Origin of the sequence: Vibrio vulnificus NBRC 15645 = ATCC 27562 (genome assembly GCF_002224265.1) — a bacterium.
GTDB lineage: Bacteria > Pseudomonadota > Gammaproteobacteria > Enterobacterales > Vibrionaceae > Vibrio > Vibrio vulnificus.
Window position 1 is genome coordinate 2,909,380 of the sequence record NZ_CP012881.1, and the last position, 12,791, is coordinate 2,922,170.

The 12,791-nt window shown below is 47.3% G+C and carries 12 protein-coding genes; 5 read left to right on the forward strand and 7 right to left on the reverse strand.

Annotated elements, in window-relative coordinates; translation table 11 throughout:
- Positions 1-51 precede the first annotated feature (51 nt).
- The 6 genes from AOT11_RS13360 to hutC form a co-directional block, all read right to left on the reverse strand.
- Complete coding sequence (locus tag AOT11_RS13360; RefSeq protein WP_017421064.1) at positions 52-777, reverse strand: DUF3581 domain-containing protein; 726 nt, start codon at positions 775-777, stop codon at positions 52-54.
- A 190-nt stretch (positions 778-967) separates the two neighbouring features.
- Entirely contained in the window at positions 968-2,509 is a 1,542-nt protein-coding gene (gene hutH, locus AOT11_RS13365) for a histidine ammonia-lyase (RefSeq protein WP_017421063.1), read from the reverse strand.
- 5 nt (positions 2,510-2,514) lie between these two features.
- Positions 2,515-4,212, reverse strand: coding sequence for a urocanate hydratase (hutU, locus tag AOT11_RS13370; protein ID WP_017421062.1), 1,698 nt, complete (start codon positions 4,210-4,212; stop codon positions 2,515-2,517).
- Between the two features lie 62 nt (positions 4,213-4,274).
- Positions 4,275-5,285 carry a formimidoylglutamase gene (gene hutG, locus AOT11_RS13375; RefSeq protein ID WP_017421061.1) on the reverse strand — a complete coding sequence of 337 codons (1,011 nt, stop codon included), beginning with the start codon at positions 5,283-5,285 and terminating at the stop codon, positions 4,275-4,277.
- Entirely contained in the window at positions 5,278-6,498 is a 1,221-nt protein-coding gene (gene hutI / locus AOT11_RS13380) for an imidazolonepropionase (RefSeq protein ID WP_017421060.1), read from the reverse strand. The genes hutG and hutI overlap by 8 nt, the downstream gene beginning before the upstream one ends.
- A 120-nt stretch (positions 6,499-6,618) precedes the next feature.
- Positions 6,619-7,326 (reverse strand): histidine utilization repressor, encoded by a 708-nt coding sequence (hutC, locus tag AOT11_RS13385; protein ID WP_017421059.1) that lies wholly within the window; start codon positions 7,324-7,326, stop codon positions 6,619-6,621.
- Between the two features lie 193 nt (positions 7,327-7,519).
- Between hutC and AOT11_RS13390 the strand changes: the two genes are divergently transcribed.
- Entirely contained in the window at positions 7,520-8,263 is a 744-nt protein-coding gene (locus tag AOT11_RS13390) for a sporulation protein (protein ID WP_017421058.1), read from the forward strand.
- Positions 8,264-8,280: 17 nt separating this feature from the next.
- Here AOT11_RS13390 and AOT11_RS13395 read toward each other — a convergent pair whose 3' ends face one another.
- Positions 8,281-9,264, reverse strand: coding sequence for a DUF3187 family protein (locus AOT11_RS13395; protein WP_017421057.1), 984 nt, complete (start codon positions 9,262-9,264; stop codon positions 8,281-8,283).
- Between the two features lie 335 nt (positions 9,265-9,599).
- Between AOT11_RS13395 and thrS the strand changes: the two genes are divergently transcribed.
- The 4 genes from thrS (at position 9,600) to rplT (ending at position 12,776) form a co-directional block, all read left to right on the forward strand.
- Positions 9,600-11,528 (forward strand): threonine--tRNA ligase, encoded by a 1,929-nt coding sequence (gene thrS, locus AOT11_RS13400; RefSeq protein WP_026050562.1) that lies wholly within the window; start codon positions 9,600-9,602, stop codon positions 11,526-11,528.
- A 3-nt stretch (positions 11,529-11,531) separates the two neighbouring features.
- Positions 11,532-12,083 carry a translation initiation factor IF-3 gene (infC, locus tag AOT11_RS13405; RefSeq protein WP_072599488.1) on the forward strand — a complete coding sequence of 184 codons (552 nt, stop codon included), beginning with the start codon at positions 11,532-11,534 and terminating at the stop codon, positions 12,081-12,083.
- Between the two features lie 103 nt (positions 12,084-12,186).
- Positions 12,187-12,381, forward strand: coding sequence for a 50S ribosomal protein L35 (gene rpmI / locus AOT11_RS13410; RefSeq protein ID WP_011080265.1), 195 nt, complete (start codon positions 12,187-12,189; stop codon positions 12,379-12,381).
- Between the two features lie 41 nt (positions 12,382-12,422).
- Positions 12,423-12,776, forward strand: a complete 354-nt coding sequence (gene rplT, locus AOT11_RS13415) for a 50S ribosomal protein L20 (RefSeq protein ID WP_004727974.1) — start codon at positions 12,423-12,425, stop codon at positions 12,774-12,776.
- Positions 12,777-12,791 lie beyond the last annotated feature (15 nt).

Here is a 12,791-nt window from a genome sequence, read left to right on the forward strand (position 1 = left end):
TAAGCTCCCTTTTGCGTTTTGTTCTTAGTCTTGTTTACTTGGCTAAGTCACTTATGCCGCTTGCGCAAACTGCTGCAAAAAAGCTTCTTTACGTTCGTTAAAGCGGTTAACCAAGTCATCAACGGCATCTTGGTCATAAGGTTTTAGGCCGCTGGCGACCATGCGTTTAATGCCACGTCCAACCACTTCGCCATCTTCTTTAAATGCGAAGTTAAGAGTGACGACACCACGTTTGCCATCAACATCAAAGGTAGCGCCGGTAAATGCCACCTCTGGATGAGAAAGATCCAGACGCTCAAATTCAACTTCCATACTTTCGTAAATCACCAGTGGACGCTGGCAATTGATCATCATCTGCTGCTCTTCCATTAGAGGCACCATGATGTGTGGAAAGTTCATGCCTGAGAATTGAACATAGTTGGTCACCACGTGCTCAATGAAAGCCGCATCGCGATTCACATCACCTTCGCGACTCATGTGCAGGTACTCTTTACCTACAGCATCCACAACGGCACTCTCTTTAGTACACTTATTTTCAATGTGAAGAGCCACACCATCGTTGACCATGCCAGAAAAATCGAAACGCATTTTTTGGCTGACGCCTTCTTTGCTGAGCAGTACGGCAAACAAAAGATCGCCAGGCACGCAGAAGCGCTTGCTGTCTTCATCATGGATTGGGTTATAGTCTCCCGCGACCTTTTTCGCAAAGTGACTTGCTTGCTCGCGAGTGAACTGAAATTGATGGTTATTGCTTGAAAAATAAGGTGTTAGAAACATATGTCGTATGATATAGCCAAAACTGTGGCTGATTATACGCTATGAGAATAGATTCAATGGTCCATCCAGTGTGAAAGTTCAATATTTGCTCACAGATTTGTGTGCAAAGTGAAAGGTTTACATCTGGAAATATGAGACAAGAGGGCACATTATGCCCTCTTGTTGTTACCCTTGGTTTGCTTATCCGTGATTAGAGAACGCTCGGTAACACCGCTTCTGGCATCAGCACATTGTGTACGGCCAGCTTCAGCAGGGAGTTGGCCTTTTCAATATCCGGTGCAAAGTAACGGTCTTTATCGTAGAAACTGACTTTCTCTCGTAGCATCTGCTTTGCTTGTTCTATGCGAGGCGAGGATTTATGCGGTGCACGGAAATCCAGTCCTTGCGCCGCTGAGAGATACTCGACGGCTAAAATGCCACGTGTGTTTTCACCCATTTCACGTAAACGACGGGCGGCAAAGGTAGCCATGGACACATGATCTTCTTGGTTGGCTGACGTGGGTAAGCTGTCCACGGACGCTGGATGTGCAAGGGTTTTGTTTTCACTTGCCAACGCCGCCGAGGTCACTTGCGCAATCATAAAACCAGAGTTGACTCCGCCGTTATCGACCAAAAATGGTGGCAGCTTAGAGAGTGCGCTATCAATCAGCAATGCCATGCGGCGCTCCGAGAGGCTGCCGATTTCTGCAATCGCAAGGGCAAGGTTGTCTGCTGCCATAGCAACAGGTTCTGCGTGGAAGTTGCCTCCAGAAATGATGTCGTCATCTTCAGCAAATACGAGGGGATTGTCGGACACTGAGTTGGACTCAACCAACAAGATCTCAGCTGAGTTACGGATCTGCTGCAGACATGCGCCCATCACTTGTGGCTGGCAACGCAACGAATAAGGGTCTTGCACTTTTTCACAGTTGCTGTGTGACTGGCCAATCTCACTACTGGTGTCCAGTAGATGACGATAGGCCATCGCCGAATCCATTTGGCTACGGTGTCCGCGCACACGGTGAATACGCGGGTCAAAAGGACGGCGACTCCCTAGTGCAGCTTCGACTGACATTGCGCCGCAGACGGTGGCGGATGCGAAGAGATCTTCTGCGATAAACAAACCTTCCAACGCGAAAGCCGTCGATGCCTGCGTGCCATTCAGAAGTGCCAAACCTTCTTTTGGCGCAAGGGTGATCGGTTCAAGGCCGGCTATTTTGAGTGCTTCTAGGCCTGAGATAATTTTGCCATTGTGACGTGCTTGCCCTTCACCCAGTAACACTGTGCTCATATGAGCCAGAGGGGCCAAGTCACCCGATGCCCCAACAGAGCCTTTCTGTGGTACACAAGGATAAACTTGCGCGTTGACCAAATCGATCAGCATTTGAATGACGTTTAGACGAATACCGGAATAACCACGGGATAGGCTATTGATTTTGAGCACCATCATCAAACGCACCGTTTCATCTGCCATGAATTCGCCGATACCCGCTGCGTGAGAAAGAACGATACTGCGTTGCAGTGTTTCAAGATCTTCTGGAGCGATGCGTGTGTTGGCCAACAAACCAAACCCAGTATTAATGCCGTAAACGGTGCGATCCTCGGCGATGACTCGTTCAACCACTTGAGTGCTCTCTTCAATGGCTGGAATCGCGGACGCATCAAGAGATAGGTTAATTGGCGAACGACTGACTTGACGCAGTTGATTTAAGCTAAGACAACCGGGCTTTAGCGTGAGATTTAACATATCCATATTCCTTACTTCAACTTGCTCAATTCTTCGTTCAGCATCGGCAGGTCAAGACCTTGCTGCGCTGCGCACTGTTTGGCGATGTCGTAACCCGCATCGGCGTGGCGCATCACTCCCGTTGCAGGATCGTTATGCAGCACTCGGGCAATACGCGCTGACGCATCTTCTGTTCCGTCACAGCAAATTACCATTCCAGAGTGTTGCGAGAAGCCCATGCCTACACCACCACCATGATGGAGTGATACCCAAGTCGCACCACCGGCGGTATTGAGCAGCGCATTGAGCAGTGGCCAGTCAGAAACAGCATCTGAACCGTCCATCATGCCTTCCGTTTCACGGTTTGGGCTGGCGACGGAACCCGAATCTAGATGATCACGACCAATCACGATCGGCGCTTTTAATTCGCCATTTTTCACCATTTCATTAAATGCCTGGCCTAGGCGTTCGCGATCTTTCAGACCCACCCAGCAAATACGTGCGGGTAAACCTTGGAATTGAATACGCTCGCGGGCCATGTCTAACCAATTGTGCAGATGAGGATTGTCAGGAATCAGCTCTTTCACTTTTTGGTCTGTTTTGTAGATATCTTCAGGATCGCCCGACAGTGCCGCCCAGCGGAAAGGGCCGATGCCTTCACAGAATAAAGGTCGAATATACGCTGGCACGAAGCCCGGGAAGTCAAATGCATTCTCGACCCCTTCTTCTAGCGCCATTTGACGAATGTTGTTGCCGTAATCGAGCGTGGCCGCTCCACGAGTTTGCAGTTCAAGCATGGCTTTGACTTGAACCGCCATGGACTGTTTGGCGGCTTTGACGACAGCGCTTTCATCTTGCTGACGCATTTCTGCTGCGTAGGCCATGCTCCAGCCTTGCGGTAAGTAGCCATTCAATGGGTCATGTGCCGAGGTTTGATCGGTGACGACATCGGGCGTGATGTTGCGATCCACCAATTCTGCGAACACATCGGCGGCATTACCCAGTAAGCCAACAGAGATAGGGGTGTCAGATTCTTTGATGATGGCCAACGCTTCATCAAGGGAGGTTGCTTTTTTATCGACATAACCCGTACGTAAGCGATAATCGATACGTGATTCGTCACATTCAACGGCAATCATCGAGAAGCCAGCCATCGTAGCGGCAAGCGGCTGCGCACCGCCCATGCCGCCAAGTCCACCAGTAAGTACCCAACGACCTTTCGCATTGCCAGCGAAGTGTTTTTTCGCGACAGAGACGAAGGTTTCGTAAGTACCTTGTACGATGCCTTGGGAGCCGATGTAGATCCAACTGCCCGCGGTCATTTGGCCGTACATCATTAAGCCTTGTTTATCGAGTTCGTTGAAGTGTTCCCAATTCGCCCAATGAGGAACCAGGTTAGAGTTGGCGATCAGCACACGTGGTGCATTTTTATGCGTAGGGAAGACACCCACAGGTTTACCTGATTGAACCAACAACGTTTGGTCGTCCTCAAGACGCTCAAGCACTTCAACAATCTTGTCGAAGCATGCCCAATTGCGTGCAGCACGCCCAATACCGCCATACACCACTAAAGCGTGCGGATGCTCAGCCACATCAGGATCCAAATTATTCATCAGCATGCGCAATGGCGCTTCGGTCAACCATGACTTGGCTCTTAGCGTGGTGCCATGAGGGGCGCGAATGGTTCGGCTGGTGTCTAGGCGAGGATCTTGTCCTTGGCTCTGTGTCATTGTAAGACTCCTTTAATTTCACGTAGCGGTGAACTCATTGGCTCACCTGATTGTTGTTCTGTTTATTGATGTTCAACTTTGTCGTTCATGGCGTTGGCAATGTCCCAACACAATCTGGCCGCTAGCCGCGCGGTTTGGCTGTCGACGTCATAAGTCGGATTGTATTCGGCAATATCGGCCAACATTAATTTGTCACGGTGCGCGAGGATACGATCAAGAAAGGGCGCTAAGTTGTCGTAACTGACCCCTCTTGCCGCCGGAGCGCTTACGCCTGGCGCGGTGGCTGCTGGGAAAACGTCCAAATCAATCGTCAGATAGAGATAGTCGCAGTCGTCGATAAAATGCTGTAACTGAGTAAGGTGATAGTCGTGATTCACCGAGCCGAGATCTTTGTCTTCAACAAACCACACGTTGAGTTGCTCGGCGCGCTCAAACAAGGCGCGCGTATTGCTCGCTTTACTCACACCAAGGCAAGCGTAATGGAAATCCCAGCCTTGTTGCTGGCAATAGTGCTGTATTTGATTGAAAGGCGTGCCGGAGCTTGGCTTGACATCGGCTTGTGAACTTGAAAAGGCGCGTAAGTCGAAATGCGCGTCGAAATTGATGATGCCAATTTTTGGGGCTTTTTCTGGATGATGCTGTTCAAAATAACGTGCCAAACCCGAAAAGGAGGCCCATGCCACTTCGTGGCCACCACCTAGGGTAATGACAGGAGCACTCGGAAGGACATCTGCAATGATTTTGGCGCAGTGCTGCTGGCTTGATTCCAGCAGGTCGTCATCGCACACAACGGTGCCCAAATCGTAGAGCGGTTGTGGCGAATGCCACGCTAAGTTGGCTAAAGCTCGACGGATCAAATCCGGTGATTTCTTTGCGCCAATACGGCCTTTATTACGCGCCACGCCCGCATCGCAGGCAAAGCCAAGCAAGGCGACGCCATAAGGTTTTTCACCGATATGGGTATAATCGATCGGCTGCACCACATGATGAACGCGCAAACCCGCGGCGCCATCTTCTGCATCGTGACGACCTTGCCAATGAAATTCATTATGAAGAAAAAAATGTTTACTCATCACAACACTCCTTGTGCTGCTCGAATTGACCATCAACGACTCTTGCAAAGAGACGCTGAGTTCCGACTTGATAACTGAGATCGGCGGGATGCTCGATCTGCCAGATGGCGAGATCCGCGTCGTAACCTGTTTTGATTTGCCCTCGGCTGTCCGCATAGCCTAGTGCTTGCGCCGCATGCTGAGTGACGCCACGTAAAGCCTCTTCTGGCGTTAAGCGAAAGAGGGTGCAAGCCATGTTCATCATTAAGGTTAAATCACAAAATGGTGAGGTGCCGGGGTTAACATCGCTGGCCACGGCCATGGGCACACCAAACTGACGCAACAGTTCAATCGGCGGCAATTGGGTTTCACGCAGAAAATAGAACGCGCCGGGCAATAGGGTTGCGACGGTTGATGAACGGGCAAGTGCTTCGACGCCGGCTCGATCAAGAAATTCAATATGGTCAGCAGAAAGCCCCTGATAACGAGCAGTTAAAGCGGTTCCGCCCAAATTTGACAGTTGCTCTGTGTGCCCTTTAACGCGCAGGCCGTGCTCGACAGCACAGGCATAGACTCTTTCTGTTTGTGCCAAATCAAACCCAATTGACTCGCAAAATACATCGACGCTGGTGGCTAACTGTTCTTCTGCCACCAGTGGGATGATCTCTTGGCAAATAAACTCGATGTAGTCGTTCGCACGGCCAGTAAATTCAGGTGGGATGGCATGGGCGGCTAACAGTGTTGGTGTGACCTTCACCAATCGATGCTGTGATAAGGACTTTACCACTCGCAGCATTTTGATTTCATCAACCAGTGTTAATCCATAGCCCGATTTGACTTCAACCGACGTGACGCCACTGGCAAGCAAGCCATCAAGACGCGGTAGCGTTTGTTCGAGTAACTGCGCTTCGCTGGCTTGACGTGTCGCGTAAACGGTAGAAAGAATGCCCCCGCCTTGGCGAGCGATTTCTTGATAGGGAACTCCCTGCAATCGCATTTCAAATTCGTTGGACCGATTACCCGCGTAAACAAGATGTGTGTGGCAGTCGATAAGACCGGGAGTCACCAGCTTACCTTTTAGATCCATTTGCTTAGTAGCAGCCAGTGCCGTGTCATTACCGAGATAATGGATCTTCCCCGCCTTAATGCCAATCGACATCGGCGTGCTGGGTTGATAACCCATTTCCCCTGATTGCAAAGTGACAAGGCGTGCGTTGGTCAGCAACAGATCCATGATTAAGGTTCCAATGATTTGTATTGATTAAATGTATATACAAATAAATAGGAGAAAATAACCGTTGTGACAAGGTGAATGTTGCTGAAATGTGATCAAATCGAAGTGTGATACTCTAAATTACAACAAAATCTTAGAGCTCAGCTTGTAGCGATTACCCGGGTGATACAGCAGCGCCGTGCTGACGAGTTTGTCTTCACTCCAAGTACGACGATTGAGCAGCAGACAAGGTTCATTGACTTTCATGTTGAGCTCTTGGCGAATACGGGTATCGGGCATGATGGCTTCAACCGTATGTTCCATCGCACTCAAAGGGCAGTTCTCGGAAAGATAGTGATTGGGGGTCATTTGGGTGAAATCTTGTTGCAAATAGCGGGGTGCATAGAGGCTATTAACCCAGCGCAACTCGAGCTGGATAGGCTCCTTATCCTCATAGTGAATAATTTCGCTGTAAAACACTTTGGTGCCCAGCATTACACCGAGTTTGGTTGCAATCGTATCATCCGCTTTGAGGACCAACTGTTGAATGACTTTGCTGTGATGCGTCTTGCCGCGATTGACCACTTCTTCAGCAATGTTACGCACATCGAGCAGTGGAGATTCCGCCTTTTCTGGTTTATCACAGACAAACGTGCCTAAACGGGGTCGCCTTTGCAATTTCCCCTCATTGACCAAATCGCGAATGGCTTTGTTGACGGTCATACGGCTAACGCCAAATTGCTCGGTTAGCTCTAGTTCAGTCGCGATCTTAAAGCCGATGTGCCACTCGCCACTGTCGATTTTTCTTTCAATAAACTGTTTGATCTGAATATACAGCGGTGATGGCATAATCTTTCCTCTAATTGACTATACAAATAGTGCGTAATTAACGTTGAAAATGCAACTTCATCGCCACATTTTGTGGTGAAACACATTGTTACGAGCGAGGTGAGTTAATTTTCTTGCAGGTTTAAGTAGGGTTGTGTAAACAGAATCAGATAACAAAAACGACTGAAATAGTACAAAGATAGAAAGGAAAGGTATGTTTAAGAAGTTAAAAGCGTCTTTGGGTATTGGGGCGGCGAAGGTCGATACAATTCTTGATGAAATGAGCGTGCAGCAAGGGCAAACTCTAAAAGGTCAGGTGCATATTCAAGGCGGTGATGTTGAGCAGAAAATCGACGCAATTACAGTCAAGCTCAACACGGAGGTCAAAGTTGAATCAGATAATGGCGTGAGCTATCAAACCTTCACCATCGACAAAATTCAAGCCGTAGAGCCATTTATCATTCAAGCGGGCGAGCAAAAAAGCGTGGCGTTTGAGTTAAAACTTCACGATGAAACGCCAGTCACCGCAGTGAACGCATTGAAAAACCAATGCCATGTTTGGCTGGAAACGTCATTAGACATTGAGTTTGCGATAGACCCGCGAGACCGAGACTTTATTGATGTTAAACCTTTGCCAGTGGTACAAAAAGTGATTGCCGCAATCACTAGCGCTGGTTTTAACATGGTGAAAGCGGATGTCGAGAAAGGTTTTCTTCGCGGGCAAAATTTTGCGTCGCGCTCTGGTTGTTATCAAGAGCTCGAATTTCGTAGCAATGGTTTCCTAGGCAGTAAAGAGATTGAGTTATCTTTTATTCTGGAGGGTGGTGTGGTGCATTGCTTAGCGGAAATTGATCGTTCGCTCAGTTTAGCTGGGGATCAGTACCGTTCATTCTCTCTGTCATTAAACGCAACGGACTCGCAAGTCGCGCAAGCTATCGCGCCAGTATTAAGTGCCTAACCGTTCGTGATATGTACTTAATCAGCGCGCGATTTGAAGAGATAGCGATATCCAAATGTAAACGCGATATCGGTACTGTTGTCCATATTTCTGGCGTTTTCTATCATCAAAACTTCGAGCGCTGAACTGTCCATCACATAACGATAGCCCAGCACAAACTCATTTGACGGGTCTGAAAAATCATCAGGCCCTTCAGTCGCTCCCTGATAGATATGGTATTCCGCGAGAATGTGATGCTGACGAGTAAAGGCATAACGGTACCCGGTCGCAAAAGCGAGCGTGTCTTTACGGTAGGGGATATCTGCAATTGAGACTTCTTTGTTGCGATGAGTCATACCAAACATTGCATAAATTGCGTGTTGCTCCTTTTGGTAACCGTAATTGAGTTGTAAACCTTGTTCAAAACTACTGCCTTCGAAAGGCCCACTGTTTACATCGTTGTAATAGAGGCTCCCTCCCACAGATAAGGCGTGATGTTGATCTTGATAGAGTTGATATTGCACATAAGTGGATATGGCACTGCTGAGCGTTTCCCCTTCAAATCCTTCTTCATGAACACCGTATTCTGGCATGGAGACATAAAAACGGTGTTTATCGACCGTGTCTCTGCCATTCTGCCCGATACCAAAAAAATCATGGAATGCAATCGTAAGGTTATCTAAATGGTTGTCCGCAGCAAACGTCCAGCGATAGTTCAGCTCCCATTGCCACTGTTTGTTAACTTGCCATCTCGCGCCGACTTCCAATTGATTGTGATAGTAATCCAACATGTAATCATTGGTTTCCGCCCAAACGCTTGCTGCAGTGAGAGAGGTGTAAGCTTCTATCGAGTCATCAGGCAATGAACGTGCGTTTCTCAAAACATTGCTTAACGCGTTTGACTGCATCGGCGATTGTGCGTAACTCCGCGTTGGTCCATATAAGTCATCGGCGTAGATATCACCGCTAATGGTAAGTAATATAGCTCCGCTCAATGATAAAGAAAGAATAGTCTTATCCATATCTATATGATCTTACTGAAATAACCTCATTGCTTTTTGTTAGATTACTGCGCGAATTGAGTTGTGCAAGAGGCAAGTCGGCTTTCTCCTTGGGAAGAAAAAACAATTCTGCTTACAAATCGTGTAGTTGCTGACAAGAAAAATTTTTTAATCATTGTGATTTAGGTCTAATCGTTTACAATGTTTCGCTTCAGGCGCAGGTGCATCCGTATTTGTACTAAAGCCTGTAGCAGAATCTAAATTTATTTATGTTTGATTATTAATATATTGATTTTCAAAGCGTAATTACTGAACACGTGTTGCTTGGTGTGCAACACCACTGTAAAGGAATCAAAATGCCTATTATTACTCTTCCTGACGGCAGTCAACGTCAATTTGATAACCCAGTATCAACGATGGATGTCGCGCTATCTATCGGCCCTGGTCTTGCGAAAGCAACCATTGCTGGCCGTGTGAATGGCCAACGTGTTGATGCATGCGATCTCATCGAAGAAGATGCAAGTTTAGAGATCATCACTACGAAAGATGAAGTTGATGGTCTAGAAATTGTTCGCCACTCTTGTGCTCACCTACTTGGTCACGCACTAAAGCAACTCTATCCAAATGCCAAAATGGCTATCGGCCCAACCATTGACAATGGTTTCTACTACGATATCGATTTGGAAGAGTCATTGACGCAAGAAGATCTAGAAAAGATTGAAGCGCGCATGAAAGCTCTGGCGAAAACCAAATATCAGGTTATCAAGAAAAAAGTAAGCTGGCAGGAAGCGCGTGACGCGTTTGAAGCTCGTGGTGAAACATACAAGATGGAAATCTTGGATGAAAACGTATCACGTGACGATCGCCCTGGTCTTTACCATCATGAAGAATACATCGACATGTGTCGTGGCCCACACGTGCCTAACATGAGCTTCTGTCAGCACTTTACTTTGTTGAACGTGGCTGGCGCGTACTGGCGTGGTAATAGCGACAACAAGATGCTTCAACGTATCTACGGTACGGCTTTCCACGATAAGAAAGCGCTGAAAGATCATCTAACTCGTCTAGAAGAAGCAGCAAAACGTGACCATCGTAAGATCGGTAAACAGCTCGATTTGTTCCATATGCAGCAAGAAGCACCGGGCATGGTGTTCTGGCATCACAATGGTTGGTCTGTATTCCGTGATCTTGAAGTGTTTATTCGTGAGAAGCTCACAGAATATAGCTATCAAGAAGTAAAAGGCCCGTTAATGATGGACCGTGTACTTTGGGAACGCTCTGGCCACTGGGATAAATACGCAGATGCGATGTTTACTACTTCTTCAGAGAACCGTGAATACGCTATCAAGCCAATGAACTGTCCTGGTCACGTGCAGATCTTTAACCAAGGTCTAAAATCGTACCGCGATCTACCGCTACGTATGGCGGAGTTTGGCTCTTGTCACCGTAACGAGCCATCGGGTGCGCTACACGGTATCATGCGTGTACGCGGCTTTACTCAGGATGATGCACACATCTTCTGTACAGAAAGCCAAATCCAAGATGAAGTGACCAACTGTATCAAGATGGTTTACGACACGTACCAAACATTTGGTTTTGATAACATCGCGGTGAAACTGTCTACGCGTCCTGAACAGCGTGTCGGTAGCGATGAAATTTGGGATCAATCTGAGGAAGCGCTAAAGCAGGCCCTAGAATCTATGGACATCGCATACGAGATCCAAGAGGGCGAGGGCGCATTCTACGGTCCTAAGATTGAATTTACACTATTCGACTGCCTAGGTCGTGCGTGGCAGTGTGGTACCGTTCAGCTCGACTTCAACCTACCAAATCGCTTAGGTGCGACTTATGTGGGTGAAAATAATGAGCGTTTAGTGCCAGTGATGATTCACCGTGCAATTTTGGGCTCTCTTGAGCGTTTCATCGGTATTCTAATCGAAGAATATGCTGGTTTCTTCCCAACTTGGTTGGCACCTGAGCAGGCTGTTATCATGAACATCACTGACAAACAGGCTGATTATGTTCAGGAAATCGCCCAGAAACTACAAAAATGTGGAATTAGAGCAAAAGCGGACTTGAGAAATGAGAAGATTGGCTTTAAAATCCGCGAACATACTTTGAAACGTGTGCCGTTTATGTTGGTTTGCGGTGACCAAGAGATGGAAGCCGGCGAAATTGCAGTACGTACACGTAAAGGTAACGATTTGGGTAAATTTAAAGTGGATGACTTTGTTTCTTACATCCAAGATCAAATCGCTAGCCGTAAGCTCAATCTGGAGGAATAAACTATTAAAGGCGGAAGACGTGGCCAAGTTCCGGTCAAACAAAACCAGCACCGTTTAAACGGTGAAATTCGTGGCGTTCGTGAAGTTCGTTTAACAGGCGCTGACGGTGAATCTGTAGGTGTCGTTTCGATCCAAGAAGCACTTGCTGCAGCAGAAGAAGCTGGTATGGATCTCGTAGAGATCAGCCCTAACGCCGAGCCACCAGTCTGTCGTGTGATGGACTATGGCAAGTTCCTCTTCGAGAAGAGCAAAGCTACGAAAGAGCAGAAGAAAAAGCAAAAACAGATTCAGATCAAGGAACTAAAATTCCGACCTGGAACTGATATCGGAGACTATCAGGTAAAACTACGCAACCTGATCCGTTTCCTTGAAGAAGGCAACAAAGTGAAGGTAACAATTCGCTTCCGTGGCCGAGAGATGGCTCACCAAGAGATCGGTGTAGACGTTCTTGAACGTTTGAAAGTGGATACAGTGGAACATGCCATTGTTGAATCTTTCCCAACGAAGATTGAAGGTCGTCAGATGATCATGGTGCTTGCCCCTAAAAAGAAGTAATTAACGGCTTACAAGTAATAAAACCCAGCCGTTGAGAGGCGGCTGGGTTTTATTCGCCCTAATTACGTTGTTATTAAACTACTACAATGCGGAGTTATTCATCATGCCTAAGATGAAAAACAACAAAGGTGCTGCTAAGCGTTTCAAGAAAACTGCTGGTGGTATTAAGTACAAGCACGCTACTAAACGTCACATCCTGACTAAGCGTACTACTAAGAACAAGCGTCAGCTACGTCCAAACTCTCTACTTCCAAGATGTGAAGTAGCAGCAGTTGCTCGTATGCTTCCATACGCTTAATTCTTTTTAGTTTCATAATCGTTTAGTTTAGGAGAGACATAATGCCTCGCGTAAAACGTGGTGTACAAGCTCGTGCACGTCATAAGAAAGTTTTAAAACAAGCTAAAGGTTACTACGGTGCACGTTCACGTGTTTACCGCGTAGCTTTCCAAGCAGTTACTAAAGCTGGTCAATACGCTTACCGTGACCGTCGCGCTAAGAAACGTCAATTCCGTCAACTGTGGATTGCACGTATCAACGCGGCATCTCGTCAAAATGGTCTATCTTACAGCCGTTTCATCAACGGTCTTAAGAAAGCATCTATCGAGATCGATCGTAAGATCCTTGCGGACATCGCTGTATTCGACAAAGCTGCATTTGCAGTTCTAGTTGAAAAAGCGAAAGCAGCTCTTTAATTAGAGTTTAGGTTA